Below are 23,166 nucleotides of genomic sequence, written 5' to 3' on the forward strand. Positions count from 1 at the left end.
TGGGGACGGGACATGAGGGGAGCGCGGGCGGCTTCCTCAGCGCGCAGCCGGCGCGGTCAGGCCGGCCTCAGCACACCGCCGCACCCGTCGTTGCGAGCGGAGCGAAGCGATCCAGGGCAGCAGGCCGCCGGCGGATGTGGCATCCCTGGGTTGCTTCGCGCCGTGCGCGAAGACGGGCGCCCGCAGCACAACCTGTCGCAGGAAGGCGGCGTGGATCCTACTCCGCGGCCTCGACGAAGACGGTGCCGGCGCGGGGCAGGTCCAGGGCCTGCCAGGTCTCGCCGAGGGCCGCGGCGAGGCGCTCGATATGCGCCGCGTCGTGGAACGGCGACGGCGTGATCCGCAGCCGCTCGGTCCCGCGCGGCACCGTCGGGTAGTTGATCGGCTGGATGTAGATCGCGTGGCGCTCCAGGAGATGGTCGGCGGCCGCCTTGCACAGCTCGGCATCGCCCACCATCACCGGCACGATGTGCGTCTCGGTCTCCAGGACCGGCAGACCGGCCGCGCTCAGCGCCGCCTTCGTCGCCGCCGCCTGACGCTGGTGCGCCTCACGCTCCGCGCCCGAGCGCTTCAGATAGCGGACCGACGCCCGCGCCGCCGCCGCCACCGCCGGCGGCAGGGCGGTCGTGAAGATGAATCCCGGCGCGAAGCTGCGCACCGCGTCGCAGATCGCCGCCGAGGCGGTGATGTAGCCGCCTACGCAGCCGAACCCCTTGGCCAGCGTCCCCTCGATCACGTCGACCCGGTGCATGACGCCGTCGCGCTCGGCGATGCCGCCGCCGCGCGGGCCGTACAGGCCGACGGCGTGGACCTCGTCCAGGTAGGTCATCGCGCCGTAGCGCTCGGCCAGGTCGCAGATCGCGCCGATCGGCGCCACGTCGCCGTCCATCGAGTAGACCGACTCGAAGACGATCAGCTTGGGCCGGTCGCCGGCCTGCCGCAGCAGCTCCTCGAGGTGGGCGAGGTCGTTGTGGCGGAAGATCGTCTTGGCGCAGCCGGAATGGCGCACGCCCTCGATCATCGAGTTGTGGTTGAAGGCGTCCGACAGGATCAGGCAGTCGGGAATGAGCTTGGCGATGGTCGAGATGCCGGCTTGGTTCGAGACGTAGCCGGAGGTGAAGACGAGGCCGGCCTCCTTGCCGTGCAGGTCGGCGAGTTCGCGCTCCAGGTCGACCAGCGGCGAGGTGTTGCCGGCGATGTTGCGGGTGCCGCCGGCGCCGACGCCGCAGCGGGCGGCGGTCTCGGTCATGGCGGCGACCACCTCCTTGTGCTGACCCATGCCGAGGTAGTCGTTGGAGCACCAGACGGTGATCTCGGTGGTCCGGCCGTCGGGCTGGCGCCACTTGGCGGTCGGGAAGCGTCCCGAGATCCGCTCGATGTCGGCGAACACGCGGTACCGACGCTCACCGTGAAGCTGATCCAGGGCCCCGCGGAAGTAGCGCTCGTAGCCGGATCCGGCGCGCGTCGATCCCGCCTGGGGGAGCATCGTGCTGGGCATCCGGGTGACGGTCATCGAGCGTCCTTCGCGTGTTCGGCCGCGCGGGCGACACCGCATGAGCGGCGTCTCAGGCCCGCGATCGAGGTCCGGCCTCGGTCCAGTCCTTCGCGTGAGGGCCGCAAGATACGCGCGGATCTGGAACTGGTTCAAGGTAAGGTTCCGACATCGCAGCGTTGCATCCGTTGAGAGGCCCGCGTGAACCCGCTAGCGTCCGGCAGGATCTTCCGACCCCAATTTCGCTCCCGCCCCCTGCAACAGCTCATGTCTCCATCAGCAGATGGCTCATCCGGCGGGGGGCGCCCCGCCCCGACCTTGCGGCGACCAAGGGTCGCGCCGTGACCAGCTCCAAGGACGAGCGCGCGGAGCGCCTGAAGGCCGCGCTCCGCCAGAATCTGCGCCGCCGCAAGGCGCAGGGCCGCGGACGGGCCGAGGCGAGACCGTCGTCGGGTGCGGATCAGTCCTGCACGCGCGAATCCGACGGAAGCGGTCCTGATTCCGACAAATCCGGTCTATAGGGCACGGCCAAGCCTGGGCGCTGCCGCGCCCGCGAGCATCACGGCCGGCCGCGCGCCATCGCGGATGCGCCGCGCGAGGACACACGATGGACCGCATCCACATCACCGGCGGCGCGCCGCTCAACGGCGTGATCCCGATCTCGGGCGCCAAGAACGCGGCGCTGCCGCTGATGATCGCGAGCCTGCTCACCGGCGAGACGCTGGAGCTGATCAACGTGCCGCGGCTCGCCGACATCGCCGCGCTGACCCGGATCCTCGGCAACCACGGCGTGGACCACATGGTCGTGGGCAAGCGCCCCGGTCAGACCACCGAGACGGGCCAGACGATCCGGCTCACCGCCTCGAACGTCATCGACACCACGGCGCCCTACGATCTGGTCTCGACCATGCGGGCGAGCTTCTGGGTGATCGCGCCGCTGCTCGCCCGGTTCGGCGAGGCCAAGGTGTCGCTGCCCGGCGGCTGCGCCATCGGCACCCGTCCGGTGGATCTGCTGATCATGGCGCTGGAGCGACTCGGGGCCGTGATCGAGATCGACGCCGGCTACGTGGTCGCCAAGACCAAGAACGGCCTGCGCGGCGCCGAGATCGCCTTCCCGAAGGTGACGGTGGGCGGCACGCACGTCGCGCTGATGGCCGCCGCCCTGGCCTACGGGACCACGGTGATCGAGAACGCCGCGCGCGAGCCGGAGGTGGTCGACCTCGCGGAGTGCCTGAACAAGATGGGCGCCAAGATCCGCGGTGCCGGCACGCCGCGCATCGAGATCGAGGGCGTGGCCCGCCTGAACGGCGCCCGCCACGAGGTCCTCCCCGACCGGATCGAGACCGGCACCTACGCCATGGCGGTGGCGATGGCCGGCGGCGACGTCGTGCTCAAGGATACGCGGGCCGACCTGCTGCACTCGGCCCTCGACGTGCTCTCGACCACGGGCGCGGAGATCACCCAGGTCGAGGGCGGGATCCGCGTGCGCCGCAACGGCGCCGGCATCGCGGCGGTCGACGTCACCACCGACCCGTTTCCGGGCTTCCCCACGGATCTCCAGGCGCAGTTCATGGCGCTGATGACGCTGGCCAAGGGCCAGTCGCACATCCGCGAGACCATCTTCGAGAACCGGTTCATGCACGTGCAGGAGCTGGCCCGCCTCGGCGCGAAGATCCGCCTGGAGGGCGACCTCGCCATCGTCGAGGGCGTGGACCGGCTGAAGGGCGCCCCCGTGATGGCGACCGACCTGCGCGCCTCGGTCTCCCTGGTCATCGCGGGCCTCGCCGCCGAGGGCGAGACCCAGATCAACCGGGTCTACCATCTCGACCGCGGCTTCGAGGCGCTGGAGGCCAAACTCGGCCGCTGCGGCGCGCAGATCGAGCGCGTCCGGGCCTGAGCGGGGCGCGCGGTCCGGAACAGCGATGGACTTCGGACGCCCGCCGGTGTCGTCTGCACCGTGACCGCCGCGCACGCGCGGCAGCCGCGGAAGGAGCGACATGCCGGATCTGATCCCCAGGGCGCACCTGTTCGGCGCGCCGGTGCGCGCGAGTTTCCGGATCAGCCCGGACGGCGCGCAGCTGTCATGGCTCGCGCCCGACGCGGGTGTGCTCAACCTGTGGGTCGGGCCGGTGGACGAGCCCGAGCGCGGCCGCTTCGTGACCGCGGACCGGGGCCGGGGGATCCAGTTCTACACCTGGGCGCAGGACGGGCGGCACCTGCTCTACCTGCAGGATGCGGGCGGGGACGAGAACCAGCACGTCTACGCGGTCGATAGCCGGGACGGCACCGTCCGGGACCTGACGCCGTTCCCGGGCGTCGCGGCCGCGATCATCCGGATCAGCCGCACGATCACCGACCGCGTGCTGATCGCGCTCAACGACCGCGATCCGCGCTTCCACGATCTCTACAGCGTCGAGATCGCCACCGGGGCCCGCACCCTGATCCAGGAGAATCCCGGCTTCCTGGGCTTCGTGACCGACCGGCATTACGGCGTGCACCTCGCCAGCCGGAACGCGCCGGACGGATCGCAGGAGGTGCTGCGCCGGGACGGCTCGGACTGGATTCCCTGGCTGACACTGCCGGCCGAGGATGCCCGCGGGTCCGGGCCGGACCGCGTCAATGCCGCGGGCACGGACCTGTTCCTCTACGACAGCCGCGGGCGCGACACCGCCGCGCTGGTCCGCGTCGACCTCGCCACCGGGGCCCGCACGGTGCTCGCCGCCCATGACGAGGCCGATATCGGGGGCGCGCTCTACGACATCGAGACCGAGGAACCCCTCGCCTACGCGGTCACGCACGCCCGCCAGCGCTGGCACGTGCTCGACGCCCGCGTCCGGGACGACATCGCGTTCCTCGATGGCCAGAATCTCGGGGACTGGTACGTCGTTGATCGCACCCGGGACGACCGGATCTGGCTCGTGGTCGGCGATGCCGACACGCGCAGCGGCGTCACCGGCCTGTACGATCGCCGGGCGCGGACCCTGCGCCGATTGGGCAGCGCGCGCCCCCTGCTCGACGCGGCCCCGCTGGCACCGATGCGGGCGACGGTGATCCGCTCCCGCGACGGGCTGGATCTGGTCTCCTATCTCACCCGGCCCCTCGGGGCGGATGGCCCCGGCCCGTTGGTCCTGCTGGTGCATGGCGGCCCCTGGGGCCGCGACGCGTTCGGGTTCAACGCCGAGCACCAGTGGCTGGCCAACCGCGGCTACGCGGCGCTCAGCGTCAATTTCCGCGCCTCCCTCGGCTTCGGCAAGGCCTTCGTGAACGCCGGCGACCGCGAATGGGGCGGCCGCATGGACGACGATCTGCTCGACGCGGTGGCCTGGGCCGTGGCCGAGGGCATCGCCGATCCGGCGCGCGTCGGCATCATGGGAACCAGCTACGGCGGCTACGCGACGCTGGCGGCCCTCGCGCGCAATCCCGACACCTACGCCTGCGGCATCGACGTCGTGGGCCCGGCCAACCTCGAGACGCTGCTCCGCACGGTCCCGCCCTACTGGGAGGCGTTTCGCGCGCAGCTCATCCGGGCGATCGGCGATCCGGACACCGCGGAGGGGCTGGACCTGATGCGCGCGCGCTCGCCGGTCCACCGGGCCGGCCGGATCCGCGCACCGCTCCTGATCGCGCAGGGCGCCAACGATCCGCGTGTGAAGCAGGCCGAGTCCGACCAGATGGTCGCGGCCCTCGACGCGAACGGCATCCCGGTGACCTACCTGCTGTTCCCCGACGAGGGTCACGGCTTCGTCCGCCCGGTGAACCGCCTCGCCTTCTACGCCCGGGCCGAAGCGTTCCTGGCCCGGCATCTCGGCGGCCGCGCCGAGCCGCCGGACCCAGCCGCCGAGGCGGGTCATTCCCTGCGGGTCGTGCGCGACAGCTGACGCGCTCAGTCCTCGATCTGCCCGCGCTTGTACCCGAAGCCCGGTATGGTGCAGCCGCAGGGCGCGTTGGGCGGTGCCGGGCGCGTCAGGCACGTGCCGCGAGCGGTCACGCAGACGCTGTCGTCCCACCGGCGCGGCGCGACCCGGTGGCGCCAGCGCGGCGGGGGCAGGTCATACGCGTCGTCGAGCGGCGGGGGCGGCGGATCCCTGCCGTATCCGTCATCGGCCGGAAGTGGCGGGATCCGGCCGCCGGGCGGCGGCGGAGCGTAGACGTCCCGATCCGGCGCCGGCCGGCCGTAGATGTAGGGCCGCGCATCCGGGCCGACCTGCGCGACGGCGGATCCGGCCGCCTGCAGCCCGATTGTCAGCACCGCCACAACCGCGTGCTTGGTGAGTGCGGCCATCTCCGACCCTGCCTCGGCTCGTCCGCCAGCGCGTCTAAACCGCGACGCTGGGCCGAACCTGTGCCGGTCCGGGATCGCGATCCCCAGACCAGCCGTTGCCCGAACGGGGCCGCGCCGCTACCTACGCCGTGCCGCGGACCGGCCCTCGCCGCCCGGCCCGCGCCCCGTATCCCCGAGGACCCTCTGCATGGAGCTGCTCAGGCTCGCCGCCCTCGACACCGAGGACCTGACCGTGATCTCGGCCCATCTGCAGGACGCGATCCTGCGGCCGCAGGACCTGACCTACCTCGCCGGCGAGCACCGCTTCCTCATGGCCGCGCGCCGCTTCGACTGGACGCCGAACGCCCCGCCGCGCCGGCGCCTCGCCGGCCTGCACGTCGAGCGCGTGCTGGGCGTGAGGAGCCGCGGCCTGACGCCGGACGACGCCACGCCCATGAGCCTGCTCGCCCTCACCTTCGAGCCGACGGACGCGCCCTCCGGGCATATCGACCTCGTCTTCTCCGGCGGCGCGGCCCTGCGGCTGGAGGTCGAGTGCATCGAGGTCCGGATGAAGGATCTCGGTCCGGTCTGGGAATCGGCGAACCGTCCCGGGCACGACATCGACACCGACACGGCTGCCGGTTCGGCGGCCTGACGCGAGACAGAAGGCTTCCCGATGGTCCGGCTCGACAGCAGCGATCCGAATTTTGCCGCCGCCTTCGCGCGTCTGCTGACGGCGAAGCGCGAGATCGCCGAGGACGTGGACGAGGCGGTGCGCGGCATCATCGCCGACGTCGTCGCCCGCGGCGACGACGCGCTGGTCGACTTCACCCGGCGCTTCGACCGGCTCGGCGCCGATTTCTCCGCGGCGCACCTGCGGGTCACGGACGCGGAGATCGCCGCGGCCGTCGCGGCCTGCCCGCCGGATTCCCTCGAGGCCCTGCGCCTCGCCGCCGAGCGGATCGAGAGCTTCCACCGGGCCCAGCGGCCCGCGGATCACCGGGCCACCGACGCCCTCGGCGTCACGGCCGGCTGGCGCTGGACCGCGCTGGAATCGGTCGGCCTCTACGTCCCGGGCGGCACCGCGAGCTACCCCTCCTCGGTGCTGATGAACGCCCTGCCCGCCCGCGTCGCCGGGGTGCCCCGGCTCGTCATGGTGGTGCCCACCCCGGACGGCCAGATGAACCCGCTGGTCCTAGCCGCCGCGCATCTGTCGGGCGTCCACGAGGTCTACCGGGTGGGCGGTGCCCAGGCGGTCGCGGCCCTCGCGTACGGGACCGCCACCATCGCGCCCGTGGCCAAGGTCGTCGGGCCCGGCAATGCCTGGGTGGCGGCGGCCAAGCGCCGGGTGTTCGGCCAGGTCGGGATCGACATGATCGCCGGCCCCTCCGAGGTGCTGATCCTGGCGGACGGCCACGCCAACCCCGACTGGATCGCCGCCGACCTGCTGGCCCAGGCCGAGCACGACGTGGCCGCCCAGGCGATCCTGATCACCGACAGCGCCGAACTCGCCGGCGCCGTCGAGGGGGCGGTCGAGCGCGCGCTGACCACGCTGCCCCGCCAGGAGATCGCCCGCGCGAGCTGGCGCGACTACGGCGCGGTCATCCGGGTCCGATCCTTCGACGAGGCCGTCCCCCTGGTCGACCGTCTCGCCCCCGAACACCTGGAGATCGAGACGCAGGACGCGGAGGCGCTCGCCGCCAAGGTGCGCAATGCCGGCGCGATCTTCCTCGGCTCGCACACGCCGGAGGCGATCGGCGACTATGTCGGCGGCCCCAACCACGTCCTGCCGACCGCCCGCTCCGCCCGGTTCTCGTCCGGGCTGGGCGTGCTCGACTTCATGAAGCGGACGACGATCCTGGCCTGCACGCCGGAGAGCTTGCGGGCGCTCGGCCCGGCGGCGATAAACCTCGGCCGGTCCGAGGGCCTGGAGGGGCATGCCCGCTCCGTCGCGATCCGGTTGAACCTGTGAGGTTTTGGGGATGGCGGAGAAGCAGCGCGGGCCGAACCGCCTCGCGAAGGTGAGCCTGGACGAGGCGTCCATCGCCCGCGGCAATCCGGATCAGGAGCACGAGCGGGCGATCGCCCTGTTCGACATCCTGGAGGACAATTCCTTCACCATCCCCGGGCGGGAGGGGCCCTACGCGCTCACGCTCGGCCTCGTCGAGAACAAGCTGTCCTTCGCCATCTCCACGGTGGACGGCGAGCCGGTGATGACGCACCTCCTGTCGCTCACGCCGTTCCGGCGGGTGATCCGCGACTACGAGATGATCTGCGAGAGCTACTACAACGCGATCCGCACCGCCTCGCCGTCGCAGATCGAGGCGATCGACATGGGTCGGCGGGGCCTGCACAACGAGGCGTCCGAGACGCTCAAGCAGCGGCTCGACGGCAAGGTCGACCTCGACCACGACACGGCGCGCCGCCTGTTCACCCTGATCTTCGCGCTGCATTGGAAGGGCTAGGCGCCCTCCGCGCCGACCGGCGATGGCTGAGCCCGCTCCCGAGCCTCCTCCCGAGCCTCTTCCCGACGCGTCCCCGAAGAAGCGGCGGGTGCAGTCCGTGCTGTTCATGTGCAACTACAACGCCGTGCGCTCCGTGGCGGCGGAGGCGATCGCGCGCGCCTATTTCGGCAAGTCCACCTACGTGCAGTCGGCCGGGGTCCGCTCCGGCGAGCCCACCGACCCGTTCATGGTCGCGGCCCTCGACGAGGTCGGGATCGATGCGAGCCGGCACCGCCCGCGCACCGTGGAGGAGTTGGAGGACTGGGAGGGTCTGAACTTCGACCTGATCATCACCCTCGCGCCGGAGGCGCACCACCGCGCACTGGACCTGACGCACACGCTCGCGGCCGATGTCGAGTACTGGCCGACCCCCGACCCGACGCTGCTGCAGGACGCGTCCCGCGAGCAGCGCCTCGACGCCTACCGCGACGTCCGCGACGGGCTGACCCGGCGGATCAAGGCGCGATTGAAACCCTAGGCGGGCGGCCTCCCGTCCTGACGACCTCGCGTCGCCGGGCGGCGGATCGCCGACCCGGAGCCTGGGGAATGTCGCGCGGGCGGCTCCGAAGGTCCGCCGCGGTCAGCCGCGATCGCCCACCAGCCAGGCCCGGATCCGGCCGGCGAGGAGCGGCCGGGCGCGCGTGACGTCGTCGCCGTCGAGGAGCGGGGAGGCCGCGAGCGTCGCCAGATAGGCGTCCTCGGCGGCGCGGCAGGCCCGGAAGGCGGCGTCGGCGGCGAGATCCCGGTCCGTCAGCGCGACCTGGATCCGGAAGTTGCGGCCGACGCAGTCGCGCCAGGCGGCGTGGCGGAGTTCGGTCTCGCTCGCGGCCCGCGCGGTGCCGCAGGCAGCGGCGACGAGGGCGACCGCGAGAAGCGGGACCGGCGTCACGTTGCGGGCTCGCGGCATCGTTAAGGCACTCCGTCACCCGACAGAGTGGCGCCGCAGGGTTAGCGATCCGTTAAGGAACGGCGCCCGCAGCGCGGGTTCCTTGGCCGGCCGCGTACCTTGTTCACCGGTTGGCGGTGGTGACCGGCGAGGTGACGCCGCCGAGGGAGACCCAGGCGACGGCGTCCTGGCTCTCGCGCTTGATGAACACGTAGCCGGTCTTGTGCCAGGGCAGGATCGCGCTGGTCTTGTTGTCGAGCACCAGATCGCCCCGGTCGGTGATCAGGGTCAGCACGGCGTGGCCCTCACCCTTCTCGTCGATCACCACGGTCATGCGCATCGCCCGCCGCGGTAGGCCGGCCTCGGCCAGCAGGTGGCGCTTGAGCAGCTGGAAGTCCTCGCAGTCGCCGATGCCGTCCTCGGCCAGGTCCCAGCGGTCGGCCACGTGCAGGTGGTCCTGGTCGGTCATCGGCTCGACCGCCTTGTTGACCCGCCGGTTCACCGACACGATCGTCGCCCAGGTCGCCGGCGTCAGGCTGATCCGGGCCGGCTCGCCCCGGTCCAGCGCGCACTCCGCCGCGTAGGTCTGGCAGAACGTCACCCACGCCGCGATCGGCTTGGCGTCGCCCTGCACCCGGGCGCCCGCCTCGACGGGCAGGCTCGCCAGCGTCTGCGCATGAACCGGAGCGGCGAGACCCGCGGCGCCGAGGGCCGCGAGGAGAGCCAGGGTCGCCCGCCGGCTCCGGGAGAGCCGACGCGAGGCGGGTCCCTTGACCAGTCCCTGCATCATGGAAACCGCGAACCGCATCGCCGGGACCCAACCGTTAAGCTCTCGTTAACGAAAGCTCTCACGCCGGCGGGCCGGCGGCAATCCGCCGATTAACAAAAGGTTAATGCTGTGCGCAACGCGGATAAGCGCACTCTTGGCCGGTCATCGTGACGCTCACCGGTCAGGCGCGAAAACGTGAAGGCGCACCAAGGTGTTCTCGAGCGAGATCCGTCGTTATCCCGGCGCCGCGCCACCGAGAACAAGCCTGTGGGCGGCAGGAGGAAGACGTATGCGGTGCGTTGCAGACACAGTGGCCGGCCTCGTCCTGGCCGGGCTCGCAGCGGGAACCCTGGGGATGCTGCCGGCCTCCGCCGCGGCTCCGACCGCCGCCCCGCCCGCGACCGACCTGAAGAGCGAGGGGCCGACGCAGCCGGCCAAGGTCCAGGACGGTCAGTACACCGACAAGAACGGTAATCCGACCTACCACGTCACGGACGGCGGCAAGATGGTCGACTGGTACACCATGTCCGGCTACGTCCGGTACAGTGCGAACTGCATGGCCTGCCACGGCCCCGACGGGCTGGGCTCGACCTACGCGCCGTCGCTGGTCGACGCCCTCAAGGGCATGGACTACGCGCAGTTCGCCGGCATCGTCGTGGGCGGCAAGAGGGACGTGAACGCCTCGCAGGAGCTGGTCATGCCGGCCTTCGGCGAGAACAAGAACGTCACGTGCTACCTGCCGGACATTTACACGTATCTCCGCGCCCGCTCCGATGGGGCGCTCGGCCGGAACCGGCCGGCCGAGCACGAGCCAAAGCCCGCGGCCTTCGAGAAGGCCGAGGATGCCTGCATGAAGTGAGCGCCGCCCTCCGGTCCGGCACCGCGCGTGAACCGGACCGGGGGCAACACGCCCCGTTGCACCGCTCGGTTGCGCACGACATACTCCGCGCAAGACGCTGAAGAGCGGGCGCCAAGCCTGCCGAGGGGGTCGCAGGGGGTGGAACGTGGCTCAAGGATCGGGAGTGCGCCGCCATCTGTGCGGCATCTGGACGGCCTGGACGGACGCGGCCGGGGCCGCCGACGCGGCCGCGGAGGTCGCGCTCGCGGTCGGTGACACCGCCCTGTCGCAAGTCGTCGCGTTCTTCTCCGCCGACTACGATGCCGAGATCCTGGCCCGCGCGCTGGAGACCCGGTTCCCCGGCGTTCCGGTGGCCGGCTGCTCGATGTCGGGCGGCATCGCCCCGGCCGGCGGGCTCGACCGCGGGCTCGTCGTCATCGCGTTCCCGGCCGAGCGGTTCCGGATCGTCTCGACCGTCCTCGACGCCATCGATCACCTCGACGTGGAGCGGACCGCCTCCGCGGTCCGGGCGCTGCGCCGGACCCTCGACCCGCTGGACCGGTGCCGCGAGGTCGACGCGGCCGCCACGGGCCACCGCTTCGCCCTGTCGCTGATCGACGGGCTCGCCAATGCGGAGGAGACGGTGGTCTCGGCGATCGCCTGGGCCCTCGACGGCATCCCGATCGTCGGCGGCTCCGCCGGCGACGACCTGCGCTTCCGCGACGCCGTCATGCTCCACGGCGGGAAGATCCACCGCAAGGCGGCAGTCCTGGTGCTCGTCGAGACCGACTTCTCGGTGGAGATCTTCAAGAGCGACAATTTCGAGCCGACGCGGACCAAATTCGTGGTCACCGCCTCGGACGGCGAGCGCCGCACCGTGCACGAGCTCAACGCCGAGCCGGCGGCCCGGGAATACGCGATGGCGATCGGCCTCGATCCCGAGGGCCTGTCGCCGATGAGCTTCGCCGCCTACCCGCTCGCCGTGAAGGTCGGCGGCGAGTATTTCTGCCGCTCGATCCGGCGGATGAACGAGGACGGCTCGCTCAGCTTCTTCTGCGCGGTGGACGAGGGCGTCGTGCTGACCCTCGCCGAGCCGCGCGACATCGTCGCCTCGACCCGGGCGGAACTGGCGCGCCTCGACGCGGTGCTCGGCGGCGTCGACCTGATCATCGGCTTCGAGTGCGTGCTCCGCCGCCTCGACGCCGAGAGCCGGCAGGTGCGCCACGGGATCGCCGACCTCTACCGCCGCTACAACGTCGTCGGCTTCGAGACCTTCGGCGAGCAGTACCGGGCGATGCACCTGAACCAGACCTTCACGGGCATCGCCATCGGCAAGACACTCGCCGCGGGCGCGCCGGCCGCGGCCCCCGCTCCGGCCGCGTCGTGACCCTGCACCCGAACGGCCTCGAGACCGACGCGTCCCTGCACCGGCGGATCGAGAAGCTCGAGCGCATCAACGCCGCGCTGATGTCCCATGTCGAGCGCTCCATGGATCAGCGGGGCAGCGCCTACTCGCTGTTCCAGACGGCGATCATGCTCGAGGGCCGGGTCCGCACCCGCACCGAGGAGCTGACCGGGCTGATGCACCGCCTGGAGCGCTCGAACGAGGCGCTGGCCGCGGCCAAGGAGGAGGCCGAGACCGCCAACCGGTCCAAGACCCGGTTCCTGGCGGCGGCGAGCCACGACCTGCTGCAGCCGGTCAACGCCGCCCGCCTCTCGATATCGGCCCTCGCCGACCTCGACGTGCCGCCGGAAGCGCGCGCCATCGCGGGCCAGGTGGAGCGGGGCCTGCAGACCATCGAGGACCTGATCAAGACGCTGCTCGACATCTCGAAACTCGATGCCGGGATCGTCCGGCCGCAGTTCCAGCCCGTCTTCCTGCCCGACCTGCTGGCGGGGATCGCCGAGAGCTTCGAGCCCTTCGCGCAACGCAAGGGTCTGCGCCTGTCGGTGCACTGCCCGGAGGTCACCGTCACCAGCGACGTGGTGCTCCTGCAGCGGATCCTCCAGAATCTCGTCTCCAACGCCGTCCGCTACACCCGCGCCGGCGGGATCGTCCTCGCAGCCCGGCGCCGGTCCGGCGGTGCCCGGATCGAAGTGACCGACACGGGCTGCGGGATCGCCGCCGAGGAGTGCGATCTCGTCTTCGACGAGTTCTTCCGGGGCGGCGAACGGCCCAGCAGCGGCGAGGAGCCGGGCCTCGGCCTCGGCCTGTCGATCGTCCGCCGCATGGCCCTGGCCCTCGATCATCCCCTGCGGTTGCGCTCCCGGGTCGGCCACGGCACCCGGGTCGCGCTGACGCTGCCCATAAGCGCGGTCCCGGCCGCCGCCGCACCGCCCGCACCGGTGGCGACCCGGCTCTCGGGGGCCCACGTCCTCGTCGTGGAGAACGATGCCTCGACGGCCGACGCCCTCGCGCGCCTCCTCCAGAACTGGGACGCCCGGGTCTCGACCTTCCGCGACCTCGCGGGGGTGAAGGCCGCCGTCGCGGCGGGCGCCGGGGCACCGGACATCCTGGTGCTCGACTACCATCTCGACGACGGCGCCTGCGGCCTCGACGTGGCCGCCTATCTCCGGGCGCTTCGAACCGACCCGCTCCCGGTCATCGTCACCACCGCCGACCATACCGGCGCGGTCGAGGATCGCGTCTCCGCCGCCGGAGCGGAACTCGTGCACAAGCCGATCAAGCCGGCCCAGCTCCGCTCCCTGCTGACCTACATGCTGGCCTGAGCCCGATCGGGAGCCGCGACGCCCCGGCGCGCGCCCGATGCGCGCCGCGCGCGCCCGACGCCAACAAACCCGCCCGCGCCGTGACATAGGACACACGGCGGCCCTCGACGGGCCTCCCCGCCTGCGCGACAGGGAGCAGCATCCGCGGCGCGTCCCGCGTCCGGATTTTCCCAGCCATCGACGTCACGGACCCGCCGGGACGCCGCAGGAGCGCGCACGCATGGCGCAGGTCCCGCACGGTCCGACAGGCGGCGCGCCGGGCAGCCCCCGGGACGCCCCGCATGCACCCGTCCAGGACGGCCTGCCACCGCGCGAGCGCGTCCTCGCCATGGCGGCGATCGGGCTTGCCATGACCATGGCGGTCCTCGACGGGGCCATCGTCAACGTGGCGCTGCCCGTCATGGCGAAGGACCTGGCGGTCAGGCCGGCCGACGCGATCTTCGTGGTCAACGCCTATCAGGTCGCCGTCACGGCGAGCCTCCTGCCCTTCGCGGCCCTCGGCGATATCTTCGGCTTCCGGAAGGTCTACCTGCCGGGGCTGGCGGTGTTCGTGGCCGCCTCCCTCGCCTGCGCGGTCGCGCCGAACCTGCCGCTGCTGATCGCCGCCCGCATCGTCCAGGGGCTCGGGGGCGCGGCGATCATGAGCGTCAATATCGGCTTCGTGCGCTTCATCTACCCGCACCGGATGATCGGCCAGGGGGTCGCCAACGTCGCGCTGGTGGTGGCGGTGGCCTCGGCCGCCGGCCCGACCGTGGCGGCGGCGATCCTGTCGGTGGCGACCTGGCCCTGGCTGTTCCTCGTGAACATCCCCGTGGGCCTGCTGGCCCTGGCGGTGGCGTCCCGGACCCTGCCGGTCACACCGGCGAGCGGCCGGCCGTTCGATCTCCTGAGCGCGGTGCTCAACGCCCTGACCTTCGGCCTGCTGATCATCGGGATCGACGGCCTCGGCGATCCGGAGGCCCGGGGCGTCGCCGTCGTCGAACTCGCGGCCGCCCTGGTGGTCGGCGCGGTGTTCGTGCGGCGTCAGATCCGGCTGCCCGCCCCGCTCCTGCCGGTCGACCTGCTGCGGATCCCCGCCTTCGCGCTGTCGATGGCGACGTCGGTCGCCTCGTTCTGCGCCCAGATGGTCTCCTACGTGGCGCTGCCGTTCTACTTCCAGGACGTGCTGCACCTCTCCAGCACCCAGACCGGCTTCCTCCTCACGCCCTGGCCGATCGCGGTCGCCGCGATGGCGCCGATCTCCGGCCGCCTCGCGGACCGCTACCCGCCCGGCATCCTCGGCGGCATCGGGCTGGCCATGATGGCCGCCGGGCTCGTCAGCGTGACCCTTCTGCCCGCAGCTCCCGCCACCCTCGACATCGTCTGGCGGCTGACCCTGTGCGGCCTCGGCTTCGGCCTGTTCCAGTCGCCCAACAACAAGGTCATCGTCACCTCGGCACCGCGCGAGCGGGCCGGCGGGGCGAGCGGGATGCAGTCGACGGCGCGGCTCACCGGCCAGTCGCTCGGCGCGGCGCTGGTGGCGGTGATCTTCGGCCTGACGCACGGGCTCGGGGCCGAGCGGGCCGTGACCATCTCGCTCTCCTGCGCGGTGGCACTCTCGGTGATCGGCGGCTGCGCCAGCGTCCTGCGGCGGAGTCGGAGCGGCTAGACCGACCCCGTATGCCACCGCGGGCGCGGGACCGCGTTGACGCGACGAGTCACGTGCAGGAGCGTCCCATGGATCTCGATCTCACCGGCCGGAAGGCCCTGGTCACCGGCTCGACCGGCGGCATCGGCTACGCCATCGCCAAGGAACTCCTCGATCTCGGCGCCGAGGTCGGCATCAACGGCCGCACCCCCGAGCGGGTCGAGGCAGCGCTGGCGAAGCTGCGGGGCGAGGCGAGAGCCGGCCGCGCCTTCGCGGCGCCGGGGGATGTCGCCACCGCGGACGGCGTGTCCGCGCTCATCCAGGCGCTGCCGGCCGTGGATATCCTGGTCAACAACACCGGGATCTTCGAGCCGAAGCCGTTCTTCGAGATCCCGGACGCCGACTGGCAGCGCTTCTTCGACGTCAACGTGATGAGCGGCGTCCGCCTGTCCCGGGCCTACACGGCCGGCATGGTGGAGCGGGGCTGGGGCCGGGTGATCTTCATCTCCAGCGAGTCCGGCATCAACACGCCGACCGAGATGGTCCATTACGGGATGACCAAGACCGCGCAGCTCGCGATCTCCCGCGGGCTCGCTCAGACGGTGGCCGGCAGCGGCGTGACGGTCAACAGCGTCCTGCCCGGCCCGACCCTGTCGGAAGGTGTTGCGGAGTTCATGAAGCAGATGGCCGGTGGCGCGGCCGATGCCGACCTCGAGGCCATGGGCCGCACGTTCGTCGCGGAGCACCGGCCCTCCTCGCTGATCCAGCGCCTCGCACGGGTCGAGGAGGTGGCGAACCTGGTCGCCTATCTCTGCAGCCCGGCCGCCAGCGCCACAACCGGCGCAGCGCTGCGGGTCGATGGCGGTGTCCTGCAGGGCCTCGCCTAGGATCGGGCGGGACGCGGGATCAGGATCGGCGCGGGCGTGCCCGGCCGGTCACCGAAGCGAGGGCCCTGTCGACGACCCTGCGGGCACGGGACAGCGACGGCTTGGCGAGGGCGCGCGGGGAAGCCCGGGATCCAGACCCGTGGGGCACGTCCGGCTCTGCGGATGGCCCGAGCCCTCCGGAACGACCGGTGGCGCTGGATACCGGGCTTTCGCCCGCGGCGCGCCGAGCCGTGTCGGCCGGTCTTCCGGCCCGACTGGAGCGTCACGAAGGCGCCTAGAGCCGTCGGCCCGGACGAGATCGCCGGACTTGGCTCTAGGTCGTGATCAGGCCTTCAGATGGGCGGCGAGGTGCTTGTTCATCTCGAACATGGAGCACTTGTCCTTGCCGAAGACCTTCTTGAGCTTGTCGTCGGCGACGATCTCGCGCTTGTTCTGCGGGTTCTGAAGGTTGTTCTTCTTGATGTAGTCCCAAACCTTGCTGACCACCTCGCCGCGGGGCAGCGGGCTGGTGCCGACGATGGCGCCGAGCTCGGCCGACGGCTTCAGCGGCTGCTGCAGAGCGTTGGGCTTGGTGCCGGCCGTCTTGGCGGCAGCCGGCTTCGCGGCCTTCGCCGGGGCGGCCTTCTCCGCAGTCTTGGTGGTCTTGGCCGCCTTCGGCGCAGCCTTCTCGGTCTTTGTGGCCATAAACTTCCTCCGGTTCTCGGGCCGCAGGCCGGGGCATGATCGCCCCACGGCCGAGCCAGCATAGCAGCAACTAAGCGGTGCCGCCGCCGTTCCAAGGGGAAATTGCCTTTGAAGCCCCCTCATCCACAAGGCACGCACGAGAATCCCCTGTGGGACCGCCCGATCGACGCCGTCGTGAAGATTATTGGGTCAGATGCCGGGTGCGAAACCTGCTCTTAACAATCCTGCGCGCGAAGTACAGGCATGTTCGCCCCGGCCCTCACGCTCGCGCTTCTGCTCGCCACCGGCCTCGTCACGGGTCTCGGGCTCGTGATCCGCGCGGAGACGACCGCCTCCGGCATCGCGCCTGTCCGCGGACTGATCTGAGGGCGCCGGGATTGCCGCGCCGGTCCGCCGGGTGCATCAGCCCGACCGCATGACCGACCCGATCACCCTCGCCAGCCTGGAGAGCACCGCCCACGTCGTCCAGGTTGCGCTCAGCCCCGTCTTCCTCCTGTCGGGCATCGCGACGCTCCTCAACGTCTTCGGCGCCCGTCTCGCGCGCGTGGCGGACCAGGCCGACCACGTCTCCGGTTTGCTGGCGGGAGCCGGCGATGCCGAGCGCGTCCGCCTCGGGCAGCGCCTGGACCGCCTTCACCGGCGCTCCCTGGCCCTGGACGCCGCGGTGTTCCTGGCCGCGCTCGGCGGCGTGGCGACCTGCGGCTCGGTGCTGACCCTGTTCGTGGGCGCGCTGCGCGACAGCACGGTCGCGACCCTGCTGTTCGGCCTTTTCGGCGCGGCGATCCTGTGCACGCTGTGCGCCCTCGTGGCCTTCGGGTTCGAGATGCTGCTGGCGAACCGATCGGTCCGCGACCGGATCAACCAGCGGCGGGCGAGCGCCGGCATGCCGCCCGACCGCTGAGCGCTCGGTGCGGGCCCGGACGCTCGCCCGGCCGGCGGAACCCGTCCCGACCCGCGCGCTTAGTGAGCCGAGGGACCGCCACGCGGGCACTGCTCCGCGCGCGAACCGGGAGAGACCATGCCGACGGACCTGCCCAACGAACGCACCTTGAGAGAGCCCGGCACGCTGGAACTCGACCCCACCGGCGAGGGCATGGCGATCGACGAGACGCCGCGGCTGATCGCGTCCAACAAGGTCGAGGGCACGGCCGTCTACGACCGCAGCGGCCGCCACCTCGGCGCCATCCACAATATCATGGTGGACAAGGTCTCCGGACAGGTCGCCTACGCGGTTCTGGCCTTCGGGGGCTTCCTCGGGCTCGGCGAGACCCACCACCCGCTGCCCTGGAAGAGCCTCAGCTACAGCACGGAACTCGGCGGCTACGTGGTCGACATCGAGCCCGGCGTGCTCGCGGAGGCGCCGAGCCAGGCAGTCGGCTAGGCGTGGCGCGCCGACCCGGGCCTTCGCCCGGCTCGACCTTCATCACGGCGTGCGGGTGCCCGCGCTCCGGACCGGTGCGGGTGCCGAGACGTCTCGGCTCAGAACTTCCCGCCGAGACCGACGCTGCCGCCGGGCGACAGCATCGGGCCCATCGAGCCGCTGCCGCCGGCGCCGCCGACGGCCGCGTTGCCGCCGTCGAGATCCTCGCGCCGGATCCTGCGCTCGCCGCTGTCGGCCGTCCGCGTGGCGCCGCCGGCGTTCTTGGGGATCGCGAGCTGCCTCGTCGGCGCCGTCTGGAGCGGCTGGCCGTCGGCATCGACCGCGGCGTTGCGCGGCTCGCGGTTCGGCAGGGACCCGCGCAGCGACGGCGGCAATCCGACCTCCGTCGCCGGCATCACGCCGCCGCCGCCGCCGAGCGCCTGACAGCCGGTCACGAGACCGGCCAGAGCGGCGCCGAGCGCGAGGCCGCGCGCTGCCGCGCATCGCGACGTGGGGAGGGTCGACATCGTGTAGTCCTCGACAGTGGCCGCGGTGTCATCCGCGGCTCGCACGGGTTTATGCGCGGTTGTCTACGCTGGGGATGCGGCGAAAACCAGACAGCGCCGCGGGACGCCGGGGGATGATCGCCGGACGCCGTCGGCCGCGCGGCCGACACGCGCGGTCCGAGCCTTGCTGTCAGGCCGCCGCGGTCCATAACTTCGCCCAGGTCCTGCGGCACGACGCCATCCGCAGGCGGGGTCCTGCCGGCGGCGGACCCGGGACCGGCCGAATGCGGTCGTGGACGCGCCGGCGCCGGTGCGGCCCGGCCTTTCCTCAGAGGACGAAGCGTGTTCAGAACCAACCGGATGATCGCGGCCGTGACGCTCGCCCTCTGGGCGTCGGGGGCCGCGGCGCAGGCCCAGGTGAGCGGCAGCGAGGGTCCTGCCGGTCAGGCCGCGCCGCAGACTCCGGCCGCGCCGCAATCCGCACCTCCGGCCCCGGCACCGGCGCAGACACCGGTCCCGACGCCGCCGGCCGCGGCGACGCCGGCCTCCCCGCCGTCCAGCCCGCCGGCTGCCGCGGGGGCGCCGCCTTCCACGGCCCCGGCTCAGCAGCAGGGAACGCCGGCCACCGTCCTCGACACCCAGGATTACGAGAGCCTGCTCGGCCGCAGCGTGCGGAGCGCCGGCGGCGACGAGCTGGGACGCGTCATCGACATCATCATCGACAAGGAGGGCCATCCCCGCGCCGCCATCATCGATTTCGGCGGCTTCCTCGGTGTCGGGACCCGCAAGATCGCCGTGGACTGGCGCGCCCTGCGCTTCGCGCCGGACGGCGCGAAGGAGCGCAAGCTGTCGGTCGCGCTGACCCGCAACCAGGTCCGCGTCTCCCCGGAATACAAGGCCGGCGAGCCGATCGTGGTCCTGGGCCCGGCCAGCCCGGCCGCGCCCGCGGCCGAGGGCGAGCAGGCGGCGGCGCCCGCAGCGGGCTCGGCGACGCCACCGCAGCCGGCCCCGGCCGCGCCGGGCAACGCCCCTTCCGGCGCCGCCACGCCGCCGGCCGCCGCGCCCCCGCCGACCGCAGCCCCGGCCGCAACCGCACCCGCCCTGCCTCCGGAGAAGGCACCGGATAAGTGACGGTGGCCCGGTTGAAGGTCAGAACCGCCGCCGCCCCCCGCGAGCGCGACGTGCCCCGGCAGGACATCCGCTCCCGTCCGGCCCGCCTGAAGGATCAGGCGGCCGAGGCCGCGCGTTCGCCGGCCGCTTCGGCCCACGGCGAACGCGCGATCTCGTCGGCGAGCCGCTACGGCCTCGATGCCTTCGCGTTCTTCGTGGCCAACCTGCAGACGGGGTTCGGCCCATTCCTGGCGGTCTACTTCTCCCAGGCCAAGTGGACGCAGTCCGACATCGGCTTCGCCCTCACGGTGGGGAGCCTCGTGGCGCTCCTCGGCCAGGTGCCCGGGGGCGCCTTCGTCGACGTCGTGCGCTCGAAGCGCTTCGCCGCCGCCGTGGCGGTCATCGGAATCGCCGGCAGCGCCTTCGCGCTGGCGGTCTGGCCGAGCTTCCTCGTCGTGCTCCTGGCGATGGCGCTCCACTCGGCCGCGAGCTGCGTGCTGACGCCGGCCATCGCGGCGATCAGCATCGGCTTGGTCGGGCGCGCCCGGGCCGGCGAGCGCCTCGGCCGAAACGCGAGCTTCGCCGCCCTCGGCAACGCCCTCGGCGCGGCCGGCATGGGCGCCATCGGCTACTACCTGTCGAACGGCGCCGTCTTCTACCTCACCGCCGCCCTCGGGGTCCCGACGGTGATCGCGCTGGCGCGCATCCGCGCCCACGACATCGATTCGGGCGTGTTCAAGGAGCCGGCCGCGGCCCAGGCGGCGCCGACGCGCGGCCAGGACGGCATCCGCGCCCTTCTGACCAATCGCGGCCTCCTGTGCTTCGCGGCCTGCATGGTGCTGTTCTTCCTCGCCAACGCCGCGATGCTGCCGCTGGTCGGGAGCGTCCTGACCCTGCGGGCGAGCGAGACCGCGACCGCGCTGGTCGCCGCCTGCATCATGGTCCCGCAGGCCGTCCTGGCGGTCAGCGCCCCGGCGGTCGGCCGGGCCGCCGAGCGCTTCGGCCGCTACCCGGTCCTGCTGTTCGGCTTCGGCGCGCTGCCGGTCCGCGGGCTGATGCTCGCCTACACGACCAACCCGTACGGCCTCGTCGCCATCCAGGTCCTCGACGGGATCTCGGCCTCGGTGCTGGGCGTGATGGTGCCGCTGATCGTGTCGGACCTCACCCGCGGCACCGGCCGCTTCAACCTCGCCCTCGGCGCGGTCGGCACCGCCATGGGCATCGGCGCGGCCCTCTCGACCTCGCTCGCCGGCATCATGGCCGACCATCTCGGCAGCCACAGCGCCTTCCTGGGGCTCGCGGTCGTCGGCTTCGCGGCCTTCATGCTGGTGGCGCTGATCATGCCGGAGACGCGCCAGTCGGAGCGCCCGGCCTGACCCGCCGCGGCATCGGATTCGCTTGGGTGTTTCCGCGCCGCTCAAGCGGCGTTCAGGTTCTGCGGATAAAAGCGCAACGAAGGTGCGAGCCGGTGAAACATATGGCAACGCTCTCGCGTTGCCGCTGCGGGTCAGACTGCGCCCGCGCTGCACTCCGCCTCAGCCCGTAAGCCAAAGCCGCGCGAATACGGAATGGTCACCGCGATGGAAGAGCTGCACCGATACGCCGACAGGCCCTTCGCCTTCGTCGGGCGGTATCTCCGGCGCCGCTGGCTGCCGCACCTGGTCATCCTGATCTCGGTGCTCGGCGCCGTCGGGTTCTCGGTCTCCACCGATTACGCCCTCAAGGGCGTGGTCGACGCGCTGACGAAGGGTCCCGGCCCGGGCAACACCGTGATCTGGGGCGCGCTGGCGGTCCTGATCGCCTTCATCGCCGCCGACAACATGCTCTGGCGCGTGGCGGCGCTGACCGGCGCCTTCACCTTCGTGGGGATCACGGGCGACATCCGGCGCGACCTGTTCCGGCACCTGACCGGCCACTCCCCGACCTTCTTCTCCGACCGGCAGCCGGGCACCCTGGCGTCGCGGATCACGGCGACCTCGAACGCGATCTTCACGGTCGAGAACATGTTCGTGTTCAACGTGATGCCGCCGACGGTCGCGGCCTTCGGGTCGATCGCCTACATCGCCACGGTCAACCTCACCATGGCGGGCATCCTGGCGGGCGTGTTCGCCGCCGTCGTCGTGCTGATGTTCAAGATGGCCGCGGCCGGCAAGCCGCTGCACCACGACTTCGCCGCCAAGGCCGCCTCCGTCGACGGCGAGATGGTCGACCTCGTCGGCAACATGTCGCTCGTGCGCGCCTTCTCGGCGTTCAAGCGCGAGGGCCAGCGCTTCGAGGGCACCATCGCCACCGAGATGCGGGCCCGTCGCTCGTCCCTGCTCTACCTCGAGAAGCTGCGCATCGTGCACGCGGTGCTCACCGTGCTCGCGGTGTTCGGCCTGCTCTACTGGGCGATCCAGATGTGGGAGGCCGGCCAGGCGACGAACGGACAGGTGGTCCTGGTCTGCACGCTCGGCATCCGCATCCTCGCCGCCACCCGCGACCTCGCGGTGGCGCTGGTCGACGCGACCCAGCACACAGCCCGTCTCTCCGAGGCGCTGCACACCCTGCTCCAGCCCCACGACCTCGTGGACCATCCGGAGGCGCAGCCGCTGACCGGCCAGGGCGCCAAGATCGAGTTCGAGCACGTCGCGTTCAACTATCCGGACGGGCGCCCCGTCTTCACGGATTTCGACCTCGTCATCGAGCCCGGCCAGCGCGTCGGCCTCGTGGGCCGGTCCGGCGGCGGCAAGTCGACCCTGTTCTCGCTGATCCAGCGCTTCTACGACGTGCAGAGCGGCGCGATCCGCATCAACGGCCAGAACATCGAGCGCGTCACCCAGGAATCCCTGCGCGAGGCGATCACGGTCGTCCCGCAGGACGTCTCGATGTTCCACCGCTCCCTGCGCGAGAACATCCGCTACGGCCGGCCCGACGCCACCGACGAGGAGGTCTGGCAGGCCGCCGAGGCCGCGCACTGCACCGACTTCATCAAGGCCCTGCCGGAAGGCTTCGACACGATCGTGGGCGACCGGGGCGTGAAGCTCTCGGGCGGCCAGCGTCAGCGCATCGCCATCGCCCGGGCTATCCTGAAGAACTCGCCGATCCTGCTGCTCGACGAGGCGACCTCCGCGCTGGACGCGGAATCCGAGCAGGCGATCCGTCACGCCCTCGCCAACCTGATGAAGGGCCGGACCGTCATCGCCATCGCGCACCGGCTCTCGACGCTGCAGGATTTCGACCGGATCGTCGTGCTCGACGGCGGCCGCATCGCGCAGGACGGCTCGCCCGACAAGCTGACGCATCTCGACGGCTTCTTCCGGGAGCTGATGAAGAAGGAATCCATGGCGATGGCGCTCGCCGCCGCCTGACGCATCGACCTCAAGCCCCCATGTCATCGCGTGCGAAGCGAAGCGAGCCAGGGCAGCGCGACGCCGCCGAACGCAGCGCCGCTGGATTGCTTCGCTCCGCTCGCGAGGACGGCGGGGTATCGGTCGGTCCTGTTTTCACGCCCGTCCGGCGCTGCTAGATCA

The 23,166-nt window shown here is 72.0% G+C and carries 22 protein-coding genes and 1 pseudogene; 17 read left to right on the plus strand and 6 right to left on the minus strand.

Features of this window, described 5'->3' with window-relative positions; translation table 11 throughout:
- Nucleotides 1–217 precede the first annotated feature (217 nt).
- On the minus strand, nucleotides 218–1,486 hold the full coding sequence (gene hemA / locus LOK46_RS18645) for a 5-aminolevulinate synthase (protein WP_443192899.1): 1,269 nt from the start codon (nucleotides 1,484–1,486) through the stop codon (nucleotides 218–220).
- A 613-nt stretch (nucleotides 1,487–2,099) separates the two neighbouring features.
- On the opposite strand from hemA, the gene murA reads away from it, so the two are divergent.
- Nucleotides 2,100–3,389, plus strand: coding sequence for a UDP-N-acetylglucosamine 1-carboxyvinyltransferase (gene murA / locus LOK46_RS18655; RefSeq protein WP_273559616.1), 1,290 nt, complete (start codon nucleotides 2,100–2,102; stop codon nucleotides 3,387–3,389).
- Nucleotides 3,390–3,489: 100 nt separating this feature from the next.
- Complete coding sequence (locus LOK46_RS18660; RefSeq protein ID WP_273559617.1) at nucleotides 3,490–5,370, plus strand: S9 family peptidase; 1,881 nt, start codon at nucleotides 3,490–3,492, stop codon at nucleotides 5,368–5,370.
- Nucleotides 5,371–5,375: 5 nt separating this feature from the next.
- Here LOK46_RS18660 and LOK46_RS18665 read toward each other — a convergent pair whose 3' ends face one another.
- Complete coding sequence (locus LOK46_RS18665; RefSeq protein ID WP_273559619.1) at nucleotides 5,376–5,774, minus strand: hypothetical protein; 399 nt, start codon at nucleotides 5,772–5,774, stop codon at nucleotides 5,376–5,378.
- A gap of 187 nt (nucleotides 5,775–5,961) precedes the next feature.
- On the opposite strand from LOK46_RS18665, the gene LOK46_RS18670 reads away from it, so the two are divergent.
- From LOK46_RS18670 to LOK46_RS18685, 4 genes are all read left to right on the plus strand, one after another.
- On the plus strand, nucleotides 5,962–6,408 hold the full coding sequence (locus LOK46_RS18670; protein WP_273559621.1) for a DUF2948 family protein: 447 nt from the start codon (nucleotides 5,962–5,964) through the stop codon (nucleotides 6,406–6,408).
- Nucleotides 6,409–6,429: 21 nt separating this feature from the next.
- The gene (hisD, locus tag LOK46_RS18675) at nucleotides 6,430–7,725 is read left to right on the plus strand and encodes a histidinol dehydrogenase (protein WP_273559623.1); all 1,296 of its coding nucleotides are present in this window, start codon (nucleotides 6,430–6,432) and stop codon (nucleotides 7,723–7,725) included.
- 10 nt (nucleotides 7,726–7,735) lie between these two features.
- Complete coding sequence (locus LOK46_RS18680; protein ID WP_007567961.1) at nucleotides 7,736–8,218, plus strand: UPF0262 family protein; 483 nt, start codon at nucleotides 7,736–7,738, stop codon at nucleotides 8,216–8,218.
- Nucleotides 8,219–8,324: 106 nt separating this feature from the next.
- A complete protein-coding gene (locus LOK46_RS18685; protein WP_273564630.1) occupies nucleotides 8,325–8,735 on the plus strand; it encodes an arsenate-mycothiol transferase ArsC in 411 nt (136 codons plus the stop codon).
- Between the two features lie 102 nt (nucleotides 8,736–8,837).
- Here LOK46_RS18685 and LOK46_RS18690 read toward each other — a convergent pair whose 3' ends face one another.
- Nucleotides 8,838–9,164 (minus strand): hypothetical protein, encoded by a 327-nt coding sequence (locus LOK46_RS18690; protein WP_273559629.1) that lies wholly within the window; start codon nucleotides 9,162–9,164, stop codon nucleotides 8,838–8,840.
- Between the two features lie 103 nt (nucleotides 9,165–9,267).
- Nucleotides 9,268–9,951 (minus strand): transglutaminase-like cysteine peptidase, encoded by a 684-nt coding sequence (locus LOK46_RS18695; RefSeq protein ID WP_273559630.1) that lies wholly within the window; start codon nucleotides 9,949–9,951, stop codon nucleotides 9,268–9,270.
- 250 nt (nucleotides 9,952–10,201) lie between these two features.
- On the opposite strand from LOK46_RS18695, the gene LOK46_RS18700 reads away from it, so the two are divergent.
- From LOK46_RS18700 to LOK46_RS18720, 5 genes are all read left to right on the plus strand, one after another.
- On the plus strand, nucleotides 10,202–10,771 hold the full coding sequence (locus LOK46_RS18700; protein WP_273559632.1) for a c-type cytochrome, methanol metabolism-related: 570 nt from the start codon (nucleotides 10,202–10,204) through the stop codon (nucleotides 10,769–10,771).
- 163 nt (nucleotides 10,772–10,934) lie between these two features.
- The gene (locus LOK46_RS18705; RefSeq protein WP_273559634.1) at nucleotides 10,935–12,137 is read left to right on the plus strand and encodes an FIST signal transduction protein; all 1,203 of its coding nucleotides are present in this window, start codon (nucleotides 10,935–10,937) and stop codon (nucleotides 12,135–12,137) included.
- Complete coding sequence (locus tag LOK46_RS18710; RefSeq protein ID WP_273559635.1) at nucleotides 12,134–13,480, plus strand: ATP-binding response regulator; 1,347 nt, start codon at nucleotides 12,134–12,136, stop codon at nucleotides 13,478–13,480. Before LOK46_RS18705 ends, LOK46_RS18710 begins: the two co-directional genes overlap by 4 nt.
- A 220-nt stretch (nucleotides 13,481–13,700) precedes the next feature.
- A complete protein-coding gene (locus LOK46_RS18715; protein ID WP_273559636.1) occupies nucleotides 13,701–15,128 on the plus strand; it encodes an MFS transporter in 1,428 nt (475 codons plus the stop codon).
- A gap of 68 nt (nucleotides 15,129–15,196) precedes the next feature.
- A complete protein-coding gene (locus tag LOK46_RS18720; protein ID WP_273559638.1) occupies nucleotides 15,197–15,994 on the plus strand; it encodes an SDR family NAD(P)-dependent oxidoreductase in 798 nt (265 codons plus the stop codon).
- Between the two features lie 324 nt (nucleotides 15,995–16,318).
- On the opposite strand, the gene LOK46_RS18725 is transcribed toward LOK46_RS18720, so the two are convergent.
- Nucleotides 16,319–16,678 (minus strand): SWIB/MDM2 domain-containing protein, encoded by a 360-nt coding sequence (locus LOK46_RS18725; RefSeq protein WP_273559640.1) that lies wholly within the window; start codon nucleotides 16,676–16,678, stop codon nucleotides 16,319–16,321.
- A 243-nt stretch (nucleotides 16,679–16,921) separates the two neighbouring features.
- Between LOK46_RS18725 and LOK46_RS18730 the strand changes: the two genes are divergently transcribed.
- The 3 genes and pseudogenes from LOK46_RS18730 to LOK46_RS18740 form a co-directional block, all read left to right on the plus strand.
- The gene (locus LOK46_RS18730; RefSeq protein WP_273559642.1) at nucleotides 16,922–17,044 is read left to right on the plus strand and encodes a hypothetical protein; all 123 of its coding nucleotides are present in this window, start codon (nucleotides 16,922–16,924) and stop codon (nucleotides 17,042–17,044) included.
- A 49-nt stretch (nucleotides 17,045–17,093) separates the two neighbouring features.
- Nucleotides 17,094–17,579 (plus strand): DUF2721 domain-containing protein, encoded by a 486-nt coding sequence (locus LOK46_RS18735; protein WP_012320461.1) that lies wholly within the window; start codon nucleotides 17,094–17,096, stop codon nucleotides 17,577–17,579.
- Between the two features lie 117 nt (nucleotides 17,580–17,696).
- A pseudogene (locus tag LOK46_RS18740) lies at nucleotides 17,697–18,056 on the plus strand (PRC-barrel domain-containing protein); the annotation flags it as partial.
- A gap of 101 nt (nucleotides 18,057–18,157) precedes the next feature.
- Here LOK46_RS18740 and LOK46_RS18745 read toward each other — a convergent pair.
- Entirely contained in the window at nucleotides 18,158–18,565 is a 408-nt protein-coding gene (locus LOK46_RS18745; protein ID WP_273559648.1) for a hypothetical protein, read from the minus strand.
- A gap of 339 nt (nucleotides 18,566–18,904) precedes the next feature.
- On the opposite strand from LOK46_RS18745, the gene LOK46_RS18750 reads away from it, so the two are divergent.
- The 3 genes from LOK46_RS18750 (at nucleotide 18,905) to LOK46_RS18760 (ending at nucleotide 23,004) form a co-directional block, all read left to right on the plus strand.
- Entirely contained in the window at nucleotides 18,905–19,675 is a 771-nt protein-coding gene (locus tag LOK46_RS18750; RefSeq protein ID WP_273564631.1) for a PRC-barrel domain-containing protein, read from the plus strand.
- The gene (locus LOK46_RS18755) at nucleotides 19,672–21,030 is read left to right on the plus strand and encodes an MFS transporter (protein ID WP_273559651.1); all 1,359 of its coding nucleotides are present in this window, start codon (nucleotides 19,672–19,674) and stop codon (nucleotides 21,028–21,030) included. Before LOK46_RS18750 ends, LOK46_RS18755 begins: the two co-directional genes overlap by 4 nt.
- A 204-nt stretch (nucleotides 21,031–21,234) precedes the next feature.
- Nucleotides 21,235–23,004, plus strand: coding sequence for an ABC transporter ATP-binding protein (locus tag LOK46_RS18760; RefSeq protein ID WP_273559652.1), 1,770 nt, complete (start codon nucleotides 21,235–21,237; stop codon nucleotides 23,002–23,004).
- Nucleotides 23,005–23,166: the final 162 nt, after the last annotated feature.

It is taken from the genome of Methylobacterium sp. NMS14P (assembly GCF_028583545.1).
In the GTDB taxonomy this organism is placed as follows: domain Bacteria; phylum Pseudomonadota; class Alphaproteobacteria; order Rhizobiales; family Beijerinckiaceae; genus Methylobacterium.

Bases quoted from the DNA above. Each gene is read 5' to 3' on its own strand.
- hemA (WP_443192899.1), bottom strand. From the start codon at position 1,486: ATGCTCCCCCAGGCGGGATCGACGCGCGCCGGATCCGGCTACGAGCGC.
- murA (WP_273559616.1), top strand. From the start codon at position 2,100: ATGGACCGCATCCACATCACCGGCGGCGCGCCGCTCAACGGCGTGATC.
- LOK46_RS18660 (WP_273559617.1), top strand. From the start codon at position 3,490: ATGCCGGATCTGATCCCCAGGGCGCACCTGTTCGGCGCGCCGGTGCGC.
- LOK46_RS18665 (WP_273559619.1), bottom strand. From the start codon at position 5,774: ATGGCCGCACTCACCAAGCACGCGGTTGTGGCGGTGCTGACAATCGGG.
- LOK46_RS18670 (WP_273559621.1), top strand. From the start codon at position 5,962: ATGGAGCTGCTCAGGCTCGCCGCCCTCGACACCGAGGACCTGACCGTG.
- hisD (WP_273559623.1), top strand. From the start codon at position 6,430: ATGGTCCGGCTCGACAGCAGCGATCCGAATTTTGCCGCCGCCTTCGCG.
- LOK46_RS18680 (WP_007567961.1), top strand. From the start codon at position 7,736: ATGGCGGAGAAGCAGCGCGGGCCGAACCGCCTCGCGAAGGTGAGCCTG.
- LOK46_RS18685 (WP_273564630.1), top strand. From the start codon at position 8,325: ATGTGCAACTACAACGCCGTGCGCTCCGTGGCGGCGGAGGCGATCGCG.
- LOK46_RS18690 (WP_273559629.1), bottom strand. From the start codon at position 9,164: ATGCCGCGAGCCCGCAACGTGACGCCGGTCCCGCTTCTCGCGGTCGCC.
- LOK46_RS18695 (WP_273559630.1), bottom strand. From the start codon at position 9,951: ATGCGGTTCGCGGTTTCCATGATGCAGGGACTGGTCAAGGGACCCGCC.
- LOK46_RS18700 (WP_273559632.1), top strand. From the start codon at position 10,202: ATGCGGTGCGTTGCAGACACAGTGGCCGGCCTCGTCCTGGCCGGGCTC.
- LOK46_RS18715 (WP_273559636.1), top strand. From the start codon at position 13,701: ATGGCGCAGGTCCCGCACGGTCCGACAGGCGGCGCGCCGGGCAGCCCC.
- LOK46_RS18720 (WP_273559638.1), top strand. From the start codon at position 15,197: ATGGATCTCGATCTCACCGGCCGGAAGGCCCTGGTCACCGGCTCGACC.
- LOK46_RS18725 (WP_273559640.1), bottom strand. From the start codon at position 16,678: ATGGCCACAAAGACCGAGAAGGCTGCGCCGAAGGCGGCCAAGACCACC.
- LOK46_RS18730 (WP_273559642.1), top strand. From the start codon at position 16,922: ATGTTCGCCCCGGCCCTCACGCTCGCGCTTCTGCTCGCCACCGGCCTC.
- LOK46_RS18735 (WP_012320461.1), top strand. From the start codon at position 17,094: ATGACCGACCCGATCACCCTCGCCAGCCTGGAGAGCACCGCCCACGTC.
- LOK46_RS18745 (WP_273559648.1), bottom strand. From the start codon at position 18,565: ATGTCGACCCTCCCCACGTCGCGATGCGCGGCAGCGCGCGGCCTCGCG.
- LOK46_RS18750 (WP_273564631.1), top strand. From the start codon at position 18,905: ATGATCGCGGCCGTGACGCTCGCCCTCTGGGCGTCGGGGGCCGCGGCG.
- LOK46_RS18760 (WP_273559652.1), top strand. From the start codon at position 21,235: ATGGAAGAGCTGCACCGATACGCCGACAGGCCCTTCGCCTTCGTCGGG.